Source organism: Desulfofundulus thermocisternus DSM 10259, from assembly GCF_000686645.1.
Lineage (GTDB): Bacteria > Bacillota > Desulfotomaculia > Desulfotomaculales > Desulfovirgulaceae > Desulfofundulus > Desulfofundulus australicus.
The window spans coordinates 158,508-178,664 of sequence record NZ_JMLG01000002.1; the positions used below are offsets into that span (position 1 = coordinate 158,508).

The window sequence follows — 20,157 nt, forward strand, 5'->3', positions numbered from 1 at the left end:
TGCTCCGGTGACCCAGCACTCACCCAGCACTCACCGGAACCAGGTACCTGCGCAGGGACTAAAGCCGCATATGGTTAGCAGTATTACTACCAGAGAACCTGGTTACGGTGAGTGCTGGGCAAACATCTTATTAATAGTTTTTTTCGCTGACACCTTGCGCAAACCTTCCCGTTTCCCCGACCTTTAAAATCATCTCCATGAGATACCCCGTAGCAATTATGGCCGGCAGGGTTAACGCCAGGCGCAAAAGGGCAAAGGGCAGCCTAACAAACTTGACTTCCATCATCAACATGGGAATTTTAATGGTCGCCCAGGTGCCCAGGAAAATTACCGCATTGGCCAGACGACAGCCCTTTCTGAGCAGCGCGTCGGCCACCGGAAAACCGGCATAAAGGGGACCGGCCGCCGCAGTGGCCACCAGAATGGAGATAACCACACCGCGCACACCGGAGTCCGGTCCTACGTTCTTCTCCACAATCTGACGGGGAACCCATACATCCAGCAGGCCTACCAGGACGAAAATCGGCGGCATGAACAATAGCATTTCCACCAGATAATCCAGGGCACTTTTCACAGCTTCACTACCCCTGGCTGGATATTGCCAGGAAAGAAACAGGTCGGCAACCACCACTAAAGCAAACAGGGCATATCTCCTGAGCTGGGATTTCACTGCAGAACCACTCCCATCACGCCTCCAATCACCAGGGCCAGGACAAACCCGATGGCATTGCGCCAGAAGGTAAATTTCTTACCAAAAAAGTTAACTTCCATGGGGGCCGTGATAATCCCCACCATTAACAGGGTCGTAATAAAACAGGCCACCGCCATCACGCTGGCCCCGGATTGCAAAAGGGAAGCCGCCAGGGGAAAAGCGATAAAGGCGGGCATCAGGGTAACGGCGCCGGCCAGGGAAATGAGGAGAATGCCCGCAGGACTGTTATTTCCAAAGAGCCCCGCAATAACCTCCCGGGGCACCAGCGCCAGCATAAGGCCAATCAGCCCGATGATCCCCAGCATGGTGGGGATCAGGTTGCGAAAGGAGTTCCAGGCTATGGCCAGGGCCTTTTTTGTCTTCTGCCGGTCCCGCTGGAAAGATATGTATAATGCCACTGCCGCCAGTATATACAGAACAATATTAAATAACATTACCCCACCCCTGCACTGTATTTATTTTTTCCCCCGGACTGTTGAAATAGCGGCCAGAAGGGAAATAATTTCCTTCTGGCCGGGTCTTCCAACCGGTTAACCTTTTAATTCTTTAATTTTCTCCTCCACCGCCCTGACTTCGGCCTGCAATTCTTTCAGGTAGTTTTCCAGGCGGGCCAGCCGTTCTTCCCGGCTGTAAAAATGCCGGTGAAAATGCTCGCCGTGACAGCAACAGTCACGGTGTCTGGAAACATACCTGTGGGCAAAAGCGTGACAGCAATGTCCCTTCTCCGGCGTGTGGAACATATAAACTTACCCCCTTTATATGAATTATGCCTATATAGTTTTATAAATAATATACCATCATCCTTCTTCTTTGTAAACATCCTTTCAAAAAAATTTCTATGCCAGCAAGAGGCAATATAACCGCCAGGAAGCAGCGCAATTCAGCCAGCATAAAAAAACCCGGGAATGTCTCCCGGGGTCGTCTTTATTTACCGAATCATTTTTTCGTTAAGACCAGCAAAAAATCCTCACCCTGTTCCCGCACCTCAACCTGCCAGCCCCTGCTCTCGGCCAGCCGGGAAACATTTTCCCTGGCCGCGGCGTTGCTGACCAGCACTTTAACGGTTCCCGCTCCAAGGGCATCCAGGGCCTGTTTGGTCAACAGAACCGGTTCGGGACAAAGCAAACCCCTGGCGTCAACTTCCCTTTCCAATGCTCACACCTCGCTTTACTGCCGCCGGGCGGTTGGCGCAGGCTATAATAAACACCACGATCAGCCCCAGAATGACGGCTATCTGACCGCCTGCCGGTACCCCGGTGGGGCTGCCGGCCAGGCCGAAGTTATGCGAAACTGCAGCTCCAAATATAATACCCATTACAGTCAAAGCACTGTCGGTATTTCCTTCGGCGGCGGCAACCAGCTGGCGCAGCGGGCACCCGCCCAGAAGCACCGCCGCCCATCCGGCCAGCGCCATCCCCAGAAAGTTCCAGAGCCCGTCGGTATGAGCCACCGGCTGTCCCGCAAACCCAATCTTGAAGGCCCCCACCGCCAGGTTTCCCACCAGGGCGACCACAAAGATGGCCACAAAACCATACAGGAGATGGGCATCCCGGAACATAATGAAGTCCCTGATCCCGCCGACCATGCACAGACGGGAACGCTGGGCCAGCACGCCAATCACCAGGCCCGCCCCCAGGGCCGCCCACACGGGAGCATGCATGGAACCGGGACCGCTTGCGCTGAAAAATATAAAGGAAGGGCGTACAAGCAATAAAAGGAGAAGCACCACCATGAGTCCCGTAAAAATATAACCGTTGCCCTTTTGCTGGGGAACGGCCCGCCCCAGGCTGAAGCCGGATTTGAGAAACTGGACCCCCACGGCCACCCCGGCGACCAGACCCAGCAGCCCCACCCCGGCGTTGAGGTCACCGCCGGCCAGCCGCAGGACGGCACGCACGGGACAGCCCAGGAAAACCAGCATGCCAATCATGGCCAGAAAACCCAGCACGAAGCGGGTAAAGGAAGAGGAGCCGCCGATCGCACGAAATTCCCTCGTCGCCTGAGCAGAAATGAAGGCCCCCAGCACCAGGCCGATAATTTCAGGCCTTATGTACTGTACCGGGGCAGCCCGGTGCAAGCCCAGGCCACCGGTGATATCGCGCAGGAAACAGGCCACACAGTAGCCCATGTTGGCCGGGTTACCCATAGCCACCAGCACCACCGCCAGTAAACCCAGGGTACCCCCGGCGGCAACAACCAGCATCTTTTTGCCGTTCAAACATTACCACCTCCCGCAGTTAATACCATATTTTTATTTTCGATTATCTCAAAAAATCCTTTTATCGCTGCCATTTAATTTTTAAATACATCATTCCTGTGCCAAAAATATTTTTTATACTTTGTTCAGCATACACCACTGCTATTTTCACCCGTACCCGGGGGAGAGGCGCAGAACAAAATCGCCCGGCCAGTATCTGACCGGGCGCCAGGCGGTAGGAACCCCATGATTAACACTTTGCAAGTTTTATCTCAGGGGCAGGCCACTATTTGCCTGGACCACAGGTATTCGGCACAGGACGGGCTGTTGCCCAATATCATAAGCAATATGCTACAGGAAACGCTACGGTTAGACCGTGAAGCAGGGAGAAACCCGGGCTCTGCATGCACAGAAAGGGCCCGGGTATCCGTTTCCGGTGCGTCGCTCCGGACAGCGCAGCACCCGGTACAACAGCCCCTATCCCCAGATGGCCCCGTAAATCATCCCCGCAATGGTGGACATAATCACCACCAGGGAAATATAGACGGCGGCCTTTTTGGTGCCCATGATCTGCCTGATCACAATCATGTTCGGCAGACTCAAGGCCGGCCCGGCCAGAAGCAGCGCCAGGGCCGGGCCCTTACCCATCCCGCTGCCGATGAGGCCCTGCAGGATGGGAACTTCCGTCAGGGTGGCAAAGTACATCAGGGCCCCGACTATGGAAGCAAGGAAGTTGGCACCGAGGGAGTTCCCCCCCACCAGAGCCGAAATATATTTGGCCGGGATGATCCCCGTATCGGCCCCGGGCCGGCCCATGAGAAAGCCGGCCACCAGCACCCCGCCCAGCAGAAGCGGGAAGATCTGCTTGGCAAAGCCCCAGGTAGATTCCACCCAGCCGACCAGCTCGTCTTTAGTAAACCAGAGCTTCAATATTACCGCCAGCACGATCAGGAAGAAAACGGTGAGGTACCAGTGCACCCGGTAGACGGCGCTGAAAAAACCCACCGGCTGGGCCGGCTTGCCCCAGGCGGCAAAGATCAGGATCAGGACCATGGTCAGGAAGTAAACTCCGTACTGCCACAGAGACCTCCTGTCTTCCGGGGGGGGCGGTAAAGTAAGGGCGGCCTCTTCCCTGGCCTTTTCCTCCTTGATAAAGATCAGGTGCATGAGCAGGCCGATGATAATGGAAAAGACAACCGCACCCACCGCCCGGGCCACTCCCAGATCGAAGCCCAGCACCCGGGCAGTGAGAATAATGGCCAGAACATTGATGGCCGGGCCGGAATAAAGAAATGCCGTGGCCGGGCCGATGCCGGCACCGCGGGTGTAGATCCCCGCAAAAAGCGGCAATACTGTGCAGGAACACACCGCCAGTACGGTACCCGACACCGAAGCGACGGCGTAGGATAAGACTTTATTTGCCCCCGCTCCGAAATATTTCAAAACCGAAGCCTGGGAAACAAACACCGCAATAGCCCCGGCGATGAAAAAAGCCGGCACCAGGCAGGTCAAAACGTGCTTCTGGGCGTAATCCTGGAGCATGAAAAATGCCTCCAGGATGGCCGACTGCACCCGCGGGTTGTGCAGCGGAATGTAAAAAGCCGCCAGGAAAATAGCAACCATTAAAAGGAATTTGTCGCGTTCTTTCATTGCCGGCGCTCCTTTCCCCCAAATATAGATATTTTTTTATGATCAATTGAAACCCAACCACCTCCCCGGGAGAATCCTTAATAAGGAGTATATTAGATTATTATAATATTGTCAACTACTTTATAAGATAATTGTTAAAGATTAAGGAAAATCAAATAACTAATCCGGCAGAAAAAAAGCGGGGAGTGACTCTCCCGCTAGTTATTATTTCTCTTCCTCGATGTAACGCTTAATGTCTTCCTTTCCGGGAACCTTACCAAATACCTTGAGTTTGCCGTTGACCATCAGGCCCGGAGTGAGCATGACCCCGGCCTGCATGATTTCATCCAGCTTTTCCACCTTTTTAATGTCAGCGTTCAACCCCATCTCGTTGACCACCTCGGTCACCGCCTTATGCAGCGCCTTGCATTTGGGGCAGCCGGGCCCGAAAATCTTGATCTCCATAACAACTCGCACCTCCATGATTTAATGATTTTATAGGCATGATTATGCCAGATTTTCCCCGCAGGGCGAGACAAAACTCCCGCCAGGCAGGTATTTGTAACAACGGAAGTTACCTAAAGCTCAGCGCAATTCATGGGCGAAATACCTGCGCTTGAAGGCCAGGGCCACGTTAACCAGGCTGATCAGCACGGGTACTTCCACCAGGGGACCGATGACGGTGGCAAAGGCCTGGCCGGAGTTGATGCCGAAGACCGCCACGGCCACGGCGATGGCCAGTTCGAAATCGTTGCTGGCGGCAGTAAAGGAAAGGGTGGTGGTGGTCGCATAATCCGCCCCGATCATTCTTCCCAGGTAGAAGGTGACCAGCCACATAAAAACAAAATATATGGTCAGGGGGATGACTACCCGGATCACATCCACAGGCAGGGTTACTATCACTTCACCCTTCAGGGAAAACATCACCAGGATGGTAAACAACAGGGCAATCGGGGTAATCATCCTGATCCGGGGAATAAAGTTCTGCTCGTACCAGTCCCGCCCCCTTGCGCGGACCATTGTGGTACGGGTGATGATGGCCGCAAGGAAAGGAATGCCCAGGTAAATAAAAACGCTCCTGGCAATTTCAGCCATGGAAACATCCACCGCTATGCTGGAAAGGCCCAGCCAGGCAGGAATTACCGTCAGGAATATATAGGCGTAAATAGAATAGGTCAGTACCTGGAAGATGGCGTTAAAGGCCACCAGCCCCGCGGCGTATTCGGGACTGCCTTCGGCCAGGTCGTTCCAGACCAGAACCATGGCTATGCAGCGGGCCAGCCCCACCAGGATAACCCCGGCCATCAGATCCGGTTTATCGCGCAACAGCAGGACGGCCAGGGAGAACATAACCACCGGACCGACAATCCAGTTCATGATCAGGGACAGGGATAATACCTTTTTATTGCTGAAGACTGCGGGCAGTTCTTCGTAACGGACTTTCGCCAGGGGCGGGTACATCATCAGGATGAGTCCGATGGCAATGGGTATGCTGGTCGTGCCGACCTGAAACCTGCCCCAGAAACTGGCAATTTGCGGGTATATGTAGCCCGCCAGCACACCTACGGCCATGGCCAGGAAAATCCAGAGGGTCAGGTAACGGTCAAAGAAGGAAAGCCTGCGCGTCACGGATTGAGCCATATTTGCTACCTCCTGTTATCTCTTTCTTCAGGATTACCCTGCCTTAATTTGCCCACTGAACAGCAAAACACCCGCTGGGTGCTAACCCATGGGCAATTTTCATTTTTGGGCATCCAGTTCGGCCTGCTTGATCAGGTAAAGCTGCTCGGCCGTAAGTACGTTCCCGTCCTCCACAACCGGCTCCATGTAATAAAGGCACTGCCACCGGTGCAGCTTGATCAGCAGGCGGGATCAACCTTCCGCTTGCATAACAGCGGATTTGTTGCGGCTCCGCAGCATCGGACACCGCCAGGCCGCACTTACGGCAATCCTGCAACAGTGCAAACACCTCCCCTTTGAGTAATTGCATCCCACTACAAAATCATCATTATTATACTATATGCTATTAATCTAATACAATAGGCATAATTTCCACTGTTCTTCCAGCATCAAAAGGCCTGACAACCACCACAAAAAAAGAGCGGCTTTGATACCACTCTTATCTCACGAAACAACAATTATTCAGGTAGCTACCTGTTAAAGCCGGGGAAACCAGTGTCTCCCCGGCTTATGTCAATCAAATTTGATTAATTTTGGGGCAAGGTAAAACGCCCTTCCACTTCCGAATTCGGCAGGCCCCATAACCCGCTCACCCGGCATACGTTTTTTAACCGTTGAAAAACCGCTTAACCGCATATCCGGCTTCCATGACCGCATTAATCAGCTCATCCTGGGAGGTATGGTCGGGATCAAATATGACCACGGCCGTGCCGGCCGTTGCGTCCACGCAGGCCCAGCTGACCCCCTCTATACCTTCCAGAATCCTTTTCACTTCCAGCCGGTCATCCTCGGAGCGGATACCCTCGATGCGCAGGACCAGGTTTTCACTGCCCACCGCCACTGCTCCCTTCAGGGGTTAAAAACCAGTGTCTGTTTTAATCAGCAGGTTAATTAAACCTGAGCCCATGTTAGCATAATGTCTTTTTCTTTTCAATGAATAATACACGACAATTTTTACATAAAAAACTGCATTATATAACTTACTGCCAGAAAGGTGACCAGGGAGCCCAGGATCCCCCGGATCAGCCGGTCGGGCAAATACTTTTGGAGATAGGCTCCAAAATAGGTGCCCAGCAGACCACCCACGCCAAAAAGCGCTCCAAGCAGCCAGTCGGGAGAGACGCTGGCCTGGGCCCCTGCTGCAGTAAGGGACAGGAGGTGGTAGACGATAACCCCGGCAATGGAGGTGAGAAAAGTGCCGGCCAGTGCGGCCCCTGCAACGGTATATACGGGCAGACCCAGAACAGAGACCACAAAGGGGGCAATGATGGCTCCCCCGCCGATGCCGTAAATACCGCCGATCAAACCAACCACCAGGGCCAGGGTAAAAACTACCATGGTGCTGAAGGAAAAGGTTTCCCCCCAGAAATCATATTCGATTTTGCGCAGGGATACCGAGCGGGTTTTGACCACCGCCTCCGGGGGCAGGCCCGCAGCAATGCGGCCTGCCGATTCGCTTTTGATCTGCTGCACCCGCTCGCGGAACTTCTTTTCCAGGTTTTTGGTCTGCTCTTTGCTCTTCAGGTAACGCCCGGTGGTTTCATACAACAACCGGACACCCAGGTAGAGCAGAACCAGGCCCACAAAAAACTTAAAGGCTTTCGGGTCGGGCAGGTACCGGATGCGGATCCAGGCACCCAGTAAAACGCCCGGCAAGGTGGCAATTACCACCACCCAGGTGAGGGGCCAGGCCATGCGCCCCTCCCTTATGTAACGGGCCAGCCCCCCGGGGATGGCCACAATATTGTAGATCAGGTTGGTGGGACTGACGGCAGGAGTGGTAAACCCGAGGACGCTGACCATAAAAGGCAGGAGCAGAAAGGCTCCGGACACCCCGGCCGAGGCCGTAACTGAAGAAACCAGGAAAGCTACCAGGGGGGGTATAAGGGGGAAAACATCAACTCCGGACACAGGGAAATGCATAAGAAGACCTCCTTTACAAACAGGTTTGTCGGCCAGGCAGGGCTTTACTATTTGGAAGAACGGCAGTTAACTAATTCCGGTTACAGCCCATACCTGCTGATGGGGGATCGGCCCCGCTCTGACCCGGGGGGTAGCCGGTTGAGCTGAGATAGAGCCCAACCCAGGCTAACAGGGAATAAGCCCGCAGCCCTCCAGGATCTGCTGGCCCTCCACCCCGGTAATGAACTCTACAAACCATTGAGCCTCCACGGGATAGCGGGCATTGCGGGGCACTGCCACGGCAAACTCGATGGGCGCACCGGTAAGCAGAACCTTTTCCCCCGGCATCCTGCCTTCCAGAGTGACGCTGGCCGCGGCATAGTAATCGGCCAGGGCGGGGTTGGAAAGATTGATCCGGGAGGGCAGGTTGACCTGGCACAAGCCCAGCTGGCGGACTACCGAGGAGTACAAAAATGCGTAGTCCACCCTTCCTTCCACCAGCGCCCCGGCCAAATCGATGGATTTGGGATATACCCGGGAACAACCGTCCTGCAGGGCTTCGTAAAGCCCCGGCCGGCCGTAAAACTTTTCCGCCAGCTGCCAGACCATCAGCGTCCGGTAGCCGCAGGGATCCAGGTTATGGTTCGAACGGCCGTAGATCACCCCCGGAGAAAGGAGCACATCTATCCAGTTGTCCCGGGTGATTTCCTCACTGCCCCGGGAAAAGCGATCAAAGGCCACCACAATCTGGTCGGTGGCAAAGACAAAATAGCAGTCCACATAATCGGGTGCCAGCCAGCGGGCAAATACAGCCGTATCGGCCAGGGCCACCACATCATATATGCCGCCGTCGCAAATGCGAGCGGCACATTCCCGGGATCCCGCCGACTCCAGCTCCACGGGAAGATCCGGGTAGCGCTCTTTAAAAACCCGGCTGCATTCCCCCATGGGCCTGCGCAGGGCCCCGGCATGGAGAATACGAAAGGAGATTCGTGACATTATTCACACACACCTCCACCATAAAACTCCGGCCAGAATTACAGCCAGAGCTATCCCTGCGGCAAACAGCTCTCACCCCCCTGAAGATCCGGCCTGCATTCATTTTCATAAAGCCGGATGAACTTTTCCAGTTTTTCCTTCTGCCTGCGTACGGCCAGCATACACTCATCCAGCAGTTCCTCCCCCCTGGAAGTGAGTGTATACTTGCGGCGGGCAGGCCCCGTCCCCGTTGCCTCCCAGCTGGAGACCACCAGTGCTTCCTGTTCCATGCGGCGCAAATTGCGGTACACCGTAGCCGGGTCCACTTCCCCTTCCAGCAAATCCAGCTGCGCCAGCTTTTGAATAAGCTCATAGCCATGGGCAGGTTTCAACCGCAAAAGAAACAGCAGTACCGGCAGCAGCAACCGGTCTGCTGTAAAATTCCAGGAACAACTGCATTTGCACATAATAATACACCTCATCTATTTGCAATAAGCACTTATGGTTAAAAATATAATAACATAACCGGCTCACAACGGCAAGGAGCAGTTATGCTTCATTAAAACTGTTTTTTCACCGAACCTGCTGCTCCGGGAACTTCCCGGGCTGCCGGTACGGCCACCAGCAGGCCGGCCACCCCCAGCCCGGCTGCGAAAAGCATCACTCCATGGTACCCCCAAATCTCGGCGATCAACCCGCCCAGGAAGGGGCCCACGGCACCACAGAGGTTTAAGGTGGACTGGAAGATACCGCTGGCGGTACCCCTTTCTTCCCCGCTCCGCAGGACAATAATCAGGGCGCCTACATAAAGACAGGACCACGCTACCCCCAGGAGGGCCTGCACCGCAAACAGGGCCGGCCGTGCGGTGATAAAGGCATAGGCGGTAAATACCCCGATGGAGAGCAGTTGACCAAAGGCAAAGACTTTATTTTCGTCAAACCTTTCCAAAAAGCGCATAACCACAAACTGCACGGCAAAATTAGTTCCCCAGAGCAAACCAATCCAGAACCGGTCTATGCCCAGCAACGAAAAGTACAGGGGCAGGATAATCCAGACGGCCGTGGCCCCCAGGTGGCGCAGGAATACGGCCAGGTAGAGCCGGAAATTGCGCCTGACCACCAGTCTTATCTTCGGGTTAATTTTGCTTTTTTTAACGGCACTTTCCTTGAAAGCCAGGGAAAGGACCAGGGCCACCAGGCAGCAGATGGAGCTGGTGATAAAGAGCAGGTGGAATTCCTTCAACAGCGCCGCCCCCAGAGCGCCGAAGATCCAGCCCAGGGAGCCGTAAGAGCTATATTTGCCCATATCGGCGCCGGACTCAAAGGCGTAAGCAATCAAGGCCGCGGTGGCAATTCCCAGGGACAGGCCCACGGCCGAACGCACCACGATCAAAACGAAAAGATTTTGAACCAACAACTGGGCGGCAAAGGTCACACCGCTGGCGGCCAGCCCCAGGCGCACAAACAAAAGCCTTCCCAGCGAGTCGGATTTCCAGCCGCAAAACAGGGAAGAAAATAAAAAAGCCGTCCCGTAAGCCGCCCCCACCAGGCCGATCTGCCAGTCCCTGGCCCCCAGCTGGGCCCCCAGCAGGGGGATGAAGATAAGGGAACCCTGCACGGCAAAATTGAGCAGGAAATTGACCAGGCTGATGAACATCAGATGGGATCTTCCTTGTTCAGTGGCACTTGCTACAGGTTCCAAAAAACACGCCTTCTTTCTGCCGTCAAGCCTTACGTAACGCTTTTATTTTACAGTTACATAAAACAATTTTACTCCCTGCCGGCAAATAGTTCATGGGAAATACAGGCCCCGCTGCCGCTGCCACCGGCTGTAACCGAAAAAAAAGCCGCCTTCAGGCAGCTTTGCTAAGAGTTTCTCACGATCTCCTCTATTTCCGCGTTTCCCGCTGCCACAAAGAAGGTCATTCCCCCTGAAAGCAGCGCCCGGGAGCTTTTCTACCCCTTAACAGGCCGCTGCCTGCAGTCAGCGGGTGGTAAGTCACATCCTCAAAACCGGCGTCCTCCAGCCAGCTGCCCATTTCCTGCACGCTGTACACCCGGCCGGTAAGGGTGCCCACCAGCATGTTCAGGTCAAAGAGGGCGGCCTCCAGGGCAGGATCTTCCGCCAGTACATAATCGTGAATCACCACCTGCCCGCCCGGGCGCAGGGCCCGGAAGACCCGTTCCATGAGCTGCCGGTTGGTGGCGGCGTCATAAATGTGCACCACATTGGAGGCCAGGACCAGGTCGTAAACCCCTTCGCCCAGCTCGTCCCTGGTGAAATCCCCGGCACATAGCTCCACCCGGTCCAGAACCCCCGCCGCTTCCATCAATTCCCGGGTGATCTCCAGGGTGGGAGCCAGGTCCAGGATGGTGGCCCGGGCCCCGGGCTCTTTCTTCAACAGGGCAACGGTATACACCCCGGGCCCGCCTCCCAAATCCAGTAAGCGTTCGCATCCGCTTAAATCCAGCACGGCGGCCATCTGCTCCGCTTTGAGCCGGGCCCGGTCCCCCATGGCCAGGATGTAGTCCCGCAGGCGCTCTTCATAGTTCGCCCGTTCCACGGCCTCGAAACCCACCGGGCGGCCGGTGCGCACGGCCTCGCCCAGCCGGGACCAACCCTCGGCCAGGTTGGCAAAGTGGTGCACCGCATGGCCCAGGTAGGCATCCCTTCCCCGCACCAGATGGCGGCTGGCCAGTGGGGCGTTGCGGTAAAACTCGCCCTCCCTTTCCACCAGCCCCAGGCCCTCCAGGGCAACCAGCAGGCGGGCGGTGGCTTCCGGGTGGGTGCCCAGGGCCGCGGCTACCCGGGCGGGAGTTTGGGCGCCCCGGGCCAGGACGTCGAAAAGGCCCAGGTCCACGGCCGTAAAAAGCACCTGAGCCGCCCAGTGGCCGCGGCAAATATGCAGTATATACCAGCCGCCGGAAGAAGAACGCGCTTCATCGCTACACATTTACACGTCACCTCGAAAATGCCGTGTTCTAACACTGAACCTGCCATCCCCCGCAGCCCGGGCGGAGGATGCTTTCCGGATACCCTGCCCGGCCAGTGTTCAACTGCCGGATTTTTTCACGGCCGGAAATATTCCCTGACCAGTCGCAGGGCGCATTCATCCCCGCAGGCGCTGCAAGGTTCCCCTTTTTCCTTCTCAAGGTAACAGCGCACCAGGGCCGGGTCGATGGCCAGGCCGGCCACGGCCTCCCGGTCCAGGGAAGCCCGGGCCCGGGCCATTTTCAGGTCCCACTCCCAGGCCCCCCTGACGCCTTTGGCAATGTCGGCAGCGTGGGCGGCAATGCGGGCAGCCATCACCCCCACGCGCACGTCCTCTTCCGTGGGCAGGCCCAGGTGCTCCGCCGGCGTGACGTAGCAGATGAAGTCCGCCCCGGAAGCCCCGGCCAGGGCGCCGCCGATGGCCGCGGTGATATGATCGTACCCCGGGGCCACATCAATGGCCAGGGTGCCCAGGACAAAATACGGGGCCTGGTGGCAGAGCTGCTTCTGCAGGAGCATGGTGGTCTCCACATGGTGGATGGGCACATGCCCCGGCCCCTCCACCATCACCTGCACCCCTTTCTCCCTGGCGCGGGCCACCAGTTCCCCGGCCACCAGCAGGCCCTGGATCTGGGCGCCGTCCAGGGAATCGGCAATGCACCCGGGGCGGATGGCATCGCCCAGGCTCAAGGTTACGTCGTACTCCCGCAGGATGTCCAGCACCCGGTCGAACTCCTCATAAAGGGGATTTTCTTTCCGGTTGTGCAGCATCCAGCCGGTGAGGAAGGCGCCGCCCCGGCTCACGATGTCCGTCACCCGGCCGGTTTTCTGCAGGCGCTCCACCACCTCAAAATTGAGGGCGCAGTGAATGGCCATGAAATCAATGCCCGCAGCCGCCTGCTTTTCTATGGCTTCAAACATGTCCTCCGGGGTCATGGCCACAATGCCGCCCCTCTTCTCGATGGCCTCAATGCCCGCCTGGTAGATGGGCACGCTTCCCACGGGAACCGTGGCCCTTTCCAGGCTAACGCGGCGCATGCCGTCGATGTCCCCCCCGGTGGAGAGGTCCATAATGGCATCGGCCCCGGCGGAAATGGCCACCTCGATCTTGCGGGCCTCCATTTCCGGGTCGTCCCGGTCGCTGGAGGTGCCAATGAGGGCATTCACCTTGGTCCGCAGGCCCCGCCCGATGGCGCAGGTCCGGATCCCTTTCCGCAACCTGTTTTTCGGGATGACGATGGTACCGGCGGCCACCCCGGCCCGGATGAATTCCGGGTCCACTCCCTCCTGCCGGGCCGCCTCCTCCATTTCCGGCGTAATAAAGCCCTTCCTGGCTGCCAGTAACCGGGTCATAACCTAACACACCCCCTGCTCTTTGCCCAGATATTCCCCGACCACCTGCATGGCGCAGTACCTGCCGCACATGGCGCAGGCCCGGTGGGAACCATGGCTGCGTTCCCGGCGCAGGGCATCGGCCCGGAGGGGATCAATGGCCAGCTCGATCTGCCTGTCCCAATCCAGGGCCTTGCGGGCCCGGGACATTTCCAGGTCCCACTGCGCCGCCCGGGGCTCCCTGGCCACGTCGGCCGCATGGGCGGCTATGCGGGCGGCGACCACCCCTTCCCGCACCTGCTCCACACCGGGCAGTCCCAGGTGCTCCGCGGCGGTGACGTAACAGAGAAATTCCGCTCCGGCCCAGGCCGCCAGGGCCCCGCCGATGGCTGCAGTAACATGGTCGTACCCCGGGGCGATGTCCGTAACCACCGGGCCGAAGACAAAATAGGGTGCCCCGTGGCAGAGCTGCTTTTCCAGCTGTACGGTGGCCTTCAGGTGCCCCAGGGGGACGTGCCCCGGTCCTTTGACCATCACCTGCACCTGCTGCTGCCGGGCCCGGGCCACCAGTTCCCCCAGCACCACCAGCTCCTGCACCTGGGCCGCGTCCAGGGAATCGGCCAGGCAGCCCGGACGCCAGCCGTCGGCCAGGCTCAAGGTAACATCATAGCGGCGGCAGATCTCCAGCAGCCGGTCGAAATGCTCGTAAAGGGGATTTTCCTTCTGGTTGTAAATCATCCAGCCCATTAAGTGGCTGCCCCCGTGACTGACCAGGTAATCGACGCGGCGGTGTTTCTTTGCCGCCCGCAGGGTCTGCCACGTGGTGGCACAGTGCAGGGCCAGAAAATCCACCCCGTCGGCCGCCTGCCGCTCGATGACCTCGAACATCTCGTCCACCTTCATTTTGACCGCCGCCCCGTACTTCTCCCGGGCTTCCGCCAGGGCCTGGTACACGGGCAGGGTACCCACGGGCGTGGTGGTTGCGGCCAGCACAGCCCGCCGGGCACCGTCTATATCCCCATATACGCTCAGGTCCATGACGGCGTCCGTCCCGGCTTCCACGGCGGCGCGCACCTTGGCCACCTCACCTTCAATGGTATCACCGGGCCCCGCCAGGCCCACGCTGGCGCTTACCTTCACCCGAAGTCCTGTTCCGATGCCCACGGGATTGATGTTCTTTCTCCTGCGGTTGCGGGGAATGACAATGGTGCCTTCCGCCACCCCCCGGCGGATAAATTCCGGGTCCACCCCTTCCCGGCCGGCCACCCTTTTCATTTCCGGGGTAATTTCCCCGGCCAGGGCCCTGGCCATTTGCGTCGGCATTTATAACCACCTCCAGGCAGGTAAAATAAAAAGTCCCCAGCCAAAAACTTTCTGGCTGAGGACTTTACCATCATCCTCCGCGCACGGCTGCCCTTTCGCGCGAGGGCGACCACACTTCAAACAGGCAGGTCTCCTGGCTAACGGATCATTGCCCTTCCCCCCGGCCTTCCCGGCCGGCGTTCAACCGCGCTGCTTTTCTTACCTGCAGCTGTACACGGTGAATGCCTGCGACCAGTGACCGGGACAAGCTCCCCGACTACAGTGGCGGGACCGCGCCGTTTCCGGGTGGTATGCCACCCGTCCGGACTTCCCTATTCTCCCCTTCATGGGGCACCTGTTTGACTATTCAATTATCCAGGGTCTATTTTAACACAGCCGGCCCGGGGCGGGCAAGAAAAATTTTCCGTGAGATTCAAAATCAACCCCTCCGGCGGGCCGGGAAACCGGTTATGATTTACCAACCGCGGCTCTGGAAATGAACACATAAAAATGATATTATTTAAAAAAGATTAACAAATTAATTATTTTAAAGAAAGGTAGGGAGAGGCTATGGCCAACCAGTTTGCCGGGCTTTCCAGGGAAGAACTGCTGGCCGTGCTGAGCGATTTTGCCAAGCGCTGGCTGGCCCACGACGGGCTGTGGTTCCAGGCCGTGGAGCGGGAGCATGGTATGGAGGCAGCCATCAGGGCCGATGCGGCCGCCTGGGAACAATTCACGGTCAATGAAGCCAGGCGGATCATGAAGCTGCACGGCATCCCGGAAAACGGGGGCATCCCGGCATTAAAAAAGGCGCTGGGATACCGCCTGTACGCCCTGCTCAACCGCCAGGAAATTGTCGATGTGGACGAGAACCGGATTATTTTCCGCATGAACGACTGCCGGGTGCAGTCGGCCCGCAAAAGGAAAAACCTGCCCGACTTCCCCTGCAAAACCGTGGGGCTGGTGGAATATACGGAGTTTGCCCGGGCCATCGACCCGCGCATTAAAACCCGCTGCGTCTGCTGCCCGCCCGACGAGCACCCGGAAGAATACTACTGCGCCTGGGAATTCTGGATCGACTGAACGGCTTTCACCCGTGCCGGGCGCCGGCGGTCAGCTAGGCGCCCGACACGATCACATTGGCCAGCCGGCCGATGCCGGATATAACCACCTCCACCTGATCGCCCGGCTGTACCGGCCCCACCCCGGCGGGAGTACCCGTAAGGATGACATCCCCGGGCAAAAGGGTCATAATATGGGAAATAAAACTGACCAGCCGGTATACGGGAAAAATAAGCTGTGAGGTGGAGGAGTGCTGCTTTCTCTCCCCGTTGAGGTAAAGTGAAACTTCCCTGTCCCCCGGATCCAGGCCGGTGACGATATAGGGCCCCAGGGGCAGGAAGGTGTCGAAGGATTTGGCCCGGGTCCACTGCCCGTCCTTTTTCTGGAGGTCCCGGGCAGTAATATCATTGGCGCAGGTATACCCCAGAATGTATTCCGCGGCCTCTTCCTCCTGCACCTGCCAGGCCTTTTTCCCCATCACCACCGCCAGCTCGGCTTCGTAGTCCACCTGCCGGCTCATGGCAGGATAAACAACAGGTTTTCCCGGGCCGGTTACAGCTGTGGGCGGTTTGAGAAACAGCACCGGTTCCTCCGGCAGGGAAAGGCCCAGCTCCAGGGCGTGATCCCGGTAATTAAGCCCCACACATACCGCCTTTGTGGGCAGGCAGGGGGCCAGCAGTTCCACTTCCGCCAGGGCAAACCGCCGTCCCGGAACCGGTTCCAGAGATTGAAAGGGGTCGGCCACAGGCAGAACCGTGTCACCATCAACTATGCCGAAAAAAGTCTGTCCCTCATAATGAAAGCGGCCAATACGCACAAAAAAACACCCCTGTTTACAGCGTTGATTTTCCAGTGTTATTTTACCACAGTCCTGACACTCTTTCACCCGGAGCTCTCACCTTCCGGCAAGGACGAAGGCGGGCCCGGGACCCTGGATAGCCGGGGCCGGCGCCTGAAGAGCGGAGAGCATTATGTAGAGGTAAAGGTTATAAATCCTTTTGCACCGGATGCCCGGCCATAATTCTCCGCCGGTGGCCAGCAACAAAGGGCCGGGTCCCCCGCCACAGCGGAAACCCGGCCCCTCCTGACCGGCCACTACCTAGTTCCCGGAAAGGATATTATCCTGCCCGGGCGCCGGTAATTCTCTGGCTTCTTTTGCTTCAGCCGGCAGTTCAATCTTTACTTCGCCGTAGTCGCACCTGTTCACCTGCACCCGCATTTCCACCAGTTCCACCGGTATGCTTTCCTCGCCCAATTTGTTGTTCAGAGCAACCACGACAAAAGCCTCCCCGCCCCGGGTCAGATAGTCATCGGTGCCGATATAATCCTTGCCCCAGAGGGAAATGGAGCGGACCATCCGGGCAACTGCATCCAGCGCCTTCTCAAATTCCGGCCCGGAAAGCTGTGAACGCATGGATGCAGGCAGGTAGAGCTGGAAGAAAGCGGCCAGATCGTCAATCCGCCCGTAGTAGCCAAGCTCGTACACCGTTTCCCCATTTTTCTGGGTGGTACCCAGGACATGATAATGGAACGCGGATAACAGATCCTCCGGTATCCCCCCGGCACCCATTTGCATTTGTTCCCGCATCATGCCCTCCAGTTCGGGCATGCTCATTTTCACCCATTCGGCCTTCCCCGTTGCCGGGTCGGTTACCTTCATGTATAACTGGCCGTCCACATAATACTGCTCCATTTCCATCGCGGGCAGCTCTCCCCCGGCGTTGCCGGAATTCACAGGCTCAAAGCGGAGCCGGCCGTTCATATACCAGGTGCCGGGGAGAATCATTTTCATTTCCATCTGCCCCGACATCTTCAAAGCCGGTACCTGAGCGGCCATATCCGCCCGCGGCTTTACAGCCAGATCAATGGTGGCTTCCATAGCCATGGTGCGGGCCCCTGTTGCTGCCTGCTGGCTCTTTTTCACCACTTCCATGGCCCGGGGATCGCTGCCGAAGACCCGGGCCAGCAAATCGGCAGCTTCACCCACCGTAACCTGCTCCGCCGGATCCAGTTCTCCGGTAAGCAGACCCTGATCGATCAACCAGTTATAAGGAATAGCCCCCCAATGCGCGGGCTGCAACGGGCTTTTGACTTCAGGCCTGTACAGCGTCCCGGTCAGGCCCAGGGTGCGGGCCACCATCACGGCTGCTTCCACCCGGGTAACAGGCTGTGCGGGCCGCAAAGTCCCGTCGGCATAACCCGTCACAATCCCTTGCTGCTTCAGGGTGGATAGAGCGGGTAAATACCAGCTCCCCGGTTCAACATCCCCCGCGGGCAGGGCGGAATCCACAGCCAGAGGTAAGCCAGCCGCCTCGACCAGCATGGCGGCAAAAGCACCGCGGCTGACGGGACCCTGGGGAACGGGTGTTTCCGGGAAAATTTCCAGCAGGCTTTCCCGGTCCAGCGACTGGGCAAAGACCAGCGAAGCGGGCACCAGGATCAGGAGCAGCAGGGTCAAAATTATTAAAGGTAACCTGGGCATTCTTTCACCTCCAGTTTTTCTATACAGGCTCTTACCTTTTTAGCCGAGCGCCTTTCCCCACCCCTCCTTTACCGTTTTTGCACCGGCCAGCCCCATTGTGATTCCAGCAGTAAGAAGTAAAAAAACCGGTTTAAACCTACCTTTCTCTGTTTAAACCGGAATTCCTGCAAAAAGGAAAAAAATAATACCGGCGGAAAATAACACCGTAAATCCCCGTTAAATGCGCAAAACCTTTTCCACCTTGTCCAGGTGCTCGAACATGGCCCGGCGGGCATCCTGATCCCGGCCCTCTTTTATAGCCTGGAAAATAGCTTTATGCTCGTTCAGCAGGCGCTGGGGGGTGCCGGGCGTCATGTAGAGCTGCATGCGCGCCGCGCGCAGCACTCTCTGCATGGTACCGGCAATGGTGTTCATCAGCTCCACCAGCAGGGAATTGTGGGTAGCCTCCGCTATGGCATAGTGAAATTTCCAGTCAGCCTTCTCCCCCAGTTCCCCCGCTTTTATATCGGCCTCCATCTGGGCCAGGGCCTCCTCCATCTGGGCCAGTTCCTCCGGGGTATGCCTCAAGGCAGCCAGGCCGGCCGACTCCACCTCCAGGATTTTACGCAGCTCCATCAGCTCTTCCGTGGTATCCCGGTTCATGATCAGGACCAGCGAGAGAACGTTGATTAACTCCTGGGGTTCCACCCGCCGCACAAAGGTACCCTCACCGGGCCTTATCTCCAGGATCCCCATGGCTTCCAGGGCGCGGAAGGCCTCCCTTACCGCCGAACGGCCCACCTGAAGCTTTTCCGCCAGCTCTTTTTCCGAAATCAGCTTGTCCCCGGGATTCAGCACACCCTCGGCAATGAGCTGCTTCACCTGATCAATGATTTCCTCATATATTTTCCTGGGCTTGATGGGTTTTAATGATTCGTAAATGGCCTCCCACCCTCCTGTTTCCAGTTTTCCAGCAGCCTCCCTATCACCGGCCGCCCGCGGGATACGCTTTTCTTTATTAAATAATTCTACAGGGGCTTCATTTCTCCTACATCCAGGCTGATGTCCAGGAAGCGGGCGGAATGGGTGAGGGCACCTACGGAGATGAAGTCCACTCCCGTACGGGCTACCTCCACAATATTCTGCTCGTTGATTTTCCCCGAAGCCTCCAGACAGGCGCGGCCGGCCACGAGCTCCACCGCCCGGGCCATGGTGGGAATGTCCATGTTATCCAGCATGATGATGTCAGCCCCGGCGGCAAGAGCCTCCTCCACTCCGGCCAGGTCCTCAACTTCCACTTCCACCTTCATGGTGTGGGGTATGCCGGCCCTGGCCAGCTCCACCGCCCGGGTAATGCCCCCGGCCACCTTGATGTGGTTGTCCTTGATCAGGACGGCATCGTACAGGCCGAAGCGGTGGTTGAGGGCCCCTCCCACCCGCACGGCGTACTTTTCCAGGACGCGCAGGCCGGGGGTGGTCTTGCGGGTGTCCACTATCCTGGCCTTGAAGTTCCGGATGAGATCTACCAGCCTGGCGGTATAAGTGGCAATGCCCGACATGCGCTGCAGGAGGTTTAAGGCTACCCGCTCACCGCTCAAAATAGCCCGGGCCTCCCCTTCCACCCGGGCCAGGAGCTGCCCGGCCTGAACCCTTTCCCCCTCCCGCACCCGGATCTGGAAGGAGATATGCGGGGAAAGCCGGCGGAAAACGGCTCCCGCCACCGGCAGGCCGGCCACCACCCCCGCCTCCTTGGCATGGATGAACCCGATGGTGGTGTAACCCGGCGGTACGATGCTGTTGGTAGTTACATCTCCTGTGCCTATGTCCTCCCTGAGCACCCGGTCGATAAGTTCCTCCAAAACAATGTCCTGCACGCTTCCCCCCCCTTATAAGGCTCCCGGAATGCGCCC

Annotated in this window: 21 protein-coding genes and 1 riboswitch; of the genes, 1 reads left to right on the forward strand and 20 read right to left on the reverse strand. The window is 57.5% G+C overall.

The annotated features are described in order from the left end of the window. Positions 1-130 precede the first annotated feature (130 nt). From BR83_RS0102790 to thiC, 16 genes are all read right to left on the reverse strand, one after another. Positions 131-670 (reverse strand): permease, encoded by a 540-nt coding sequence (locus tag BR83_RS0102790; protein WP_027355799.1) that lies wholly within the window; start codon positions 668-670, stop codon positions 131-133. Then, a complete protein-coding gene (locus BR83_RS0102795) occupies positions 667-1,146 on the reverse strand; it encodes a permease (RefSeq protein ID WP_027355800.1) in 480 nt (159 codons plus the stop codon). Before BR83_RS0102795 ends, BR83_RS0102790 begins: the two co-directional genes overlap by 4 nt. 96 nt (positions 1,147-1,242) lie before the next feature. Further along, the gene (locus tag BR83_RS0102800; protein WP_027355801.1) at positions 1,243-1,452 is read right to left on the reverse strand and encodes a DUF5320 domain-containing protein; all 210 of its coding nucleotides are present in this window, start codon (positions 1,450-1,452) and stop codon (positions 1,243-1,245) included. A 196-nt stretch (positions 1,453-1,648) separates the two neighbouring features. Further along, complete coding sequence (locus tag BR83_RS0102805) at positions 1,649-1,864, reverse strand: sulfurtransferase TusA family protein (RefSeq protein WP_027355802.1); 216 nt, start codon at positions 1,862-1,864, stop codon at positions 1,649-1,651. Continuing rightward, a complete protein-coding gene (gene yedE / locus BR83_RS0102810; RefSeq protein WP_027355803.1) occupies positions 1,848-2,930 on the reverse strand; it encodes a YedE family putative selenium transporter in 1,083 nt (360 codons plus the stop codon). Before yedE ends, BR83_RS0102805 begins: the two co-directional genes overlap by 17 nt. A gap of 456 nt (positions 2,931-3,386) precedes the next feature. Further along, positions 3,387-4,559: a permease gene (locus tag BR83_RS0102815; RefSeq protein WP_027355804.1), complete on the reverse strand. Its 1,173-nt coding sequence runs from the start codon at positions 4,557-4,559 to the stop codon at positions 3,387-3,389. A 204-nt stretch (positions 4,560-4,763) separates the two neighbouring features. Further along, complete coding sequence (locus BR83_RS0102820) at positions 4,764-5,003, reverse strand: thioredoxin family protein (protein ID WP_027355805.1); 240 nt, start codon at positions 5,001-5,003, stop codon at positions 4,764-4,766. A 120-nt stretch (positions 5,004-5,123) separates the two neighbouring features. Then, complete coding sequence (gene arsB / locus BR83_RS0102825; protein ID WP_027355806.1) at positions 5,124-6,179, reverse strand: ACR3 family arsenite efflux transporter; 1,056 nt, start codon at positions 6,177-6,179, stop codon at positions 5,124-5,126. Between the two features lie 646 nt (positions 6,180-6,825). After that, on the reverse strand, positions 6,826-7,053 hold the full coding sequence (locus BR83_RS0102835; RefSeq protein WP_034634341.1) for a heavy-metal-associated domain-containing protein: 228 nt from the start codon (positions 7,051-7,053) through the stop codon (positions 6,826-6,828). Positions 7,054-7,172: 119 nt separating this feature from the next. Further along, a complete protein-coding gene (locus tag BR83_RS0102840; protein ID WP_027355808.1) occupies positions 7,173-8,141 on the reverse strand; it encodes a sulfite exporter TauE/SafE family protein in 969 nt (322 codons plus the stop codon). A 165-nt stretch (positions 8,142-8,306) separates the two neighbouring features. Then, complete coding sequence (locus BR83_RS0102850; RefSeq protein WP_027355809.1) at positions 8,307-9,119, reverse strand: extracellular solute-binding protein; 813 nt, start codon at positions 9,117-9,119, stop codon at positions 8,307-8,309. A 50-nt stretch (positions 9,120-9,169) separates the two neighbouring features. Then, the gene (locus BR83_RS0102855; RefSeq protein ID WP_027355810.1) at positions 9,170-9,565 is read right to left on the reverse strand and encodes a helix-turn-helix transcriptional regulator; all 396 of its coding nucleotides are present in this window, start codon (positions 9,563-9,565) and stop codon (positions 9,170-9,172) included. 92 nt (positions 9,566-9,657) lie between these two features. Further along, positions 9,658-10,755, reverse strand: coding sequence for an MFS transporter (locus tag BR83_RS14890; RefSeq protein WP_051617777.1), 1,098 nt, complete (start codon positions 10,753-10,755; stop codon positions 9,658-9,660). Positions 10,756-11,020: 265 nt separating this feature from the next. After that, positions 11,021-12,052: a methyltransferase gene (locus tag BR83_RS0102865; RefSeq protein ID WP_027355811.1), complete on the reverse strand. Its 1,032-nt coding sequence runs from the start codon at positions 12,050-12,052 to the stop codon at positions 11,021-11,023. A gap of 116 nt (positions 12,053-12,168) precedes the next feature. Continuing rightward, entirely contained in the window at positions 12,169-13,443 is a 1,275-nt protein-coding gene (gene bzaB, locus BR83_RS0102870) for a B12 lower ligand biosynthesis ThiC-like protein BzaB (protein ID WP_027355812.1), read from the reverse strand. Between the two features lie 3 nt (positions 13,444-13,446). Further along, on the reverse strand, positions 13,447-14,745 hold the full coding sequence (thiC, locus tag BR83_RS0102875) for a phosphomethylpyrimidine synthase ThiC (protein WP_027355813.1): 1,299 nt from the start codon (positions 14,743-14,745) through the stop codon (positions 13,447-13,449). Positions 14,746-14,851: 106 nt separating this feature from the next. Next, a riboswitch (cobalamin riboswitch) is annotated at positions 14,852-15,098 on the reverse strand. Positions 15,099-15,294: 196 nt separating this feature from the next. On the opposite strand from thiC, the gene BR83_RS0102885 reads away from it, so the two are divergent. Further along, positions 15,295-15,807: a DUF6125 family protein gene (locus BR83_RS0102885; RefSeq protein WP_027355814.1), complete on the forward strand. Its 513-nt coding sequence runs from the start codon at positions 15,295-15,297 to the stop codon at positions 15,805-15,807. A 34-nt stretch (positions 15,808-15,841) separates the two neighbouring features. Here the strand turns inward: BR83_RS0102885 and BR83_RS0102890 are convergent, their stop codons facing one another. The 4 genes from BR83_RS0102890 to nadC form a co-directional block, all read right to left on the reverse strand. Beyond that, a complete protein-coding gene (locus tag BR83_RS0102890; RefSeq protein ID WP_051617869.1) occupies positions 15,842-16,603 on the reverse strand; it encodes a fumarylacetoacetate hydrolase family protein in 762 nt (253 codons plus the stop codon). Between the two features lie 282 nt (positions 16,604-16,885). Next, entirely contained in the window at positions 16,886-18,268 is a 1,383-nt protein-coding gene (locus tag BR83_RS0102900) for an S-layer homology domain-containing protein (RefSeq protein ID WP_027355816.1), read from the reverse strand. Between the two features lie 216 nt (positions 18,269-18,484). Next, entirely contained in the window at positions 18,485-19,129 is a 645-nt protein-coding gene (locus tag BR83_RS0102910) for a FadR/GntR family transcriptional regulator (protein WP_242655837.1), read from the reverse strand. A gap of 146 nt (positions 19,130-19,275) precedes the next feature. After that, on the reverse strand, positions 19,276-20,121 hold the full coding sequence (nadC, locus tag BR83_RS0102915) for a carboxylating nicotinate-nucleotide diphosphorylase (protein WP_027355818.1): 846 nt from the start codon (positions 20,119-20,121) through the stop codon (positions 19,276-19,278). Positions 20,122-20,157: the final 36 nt, after the last annotated feature.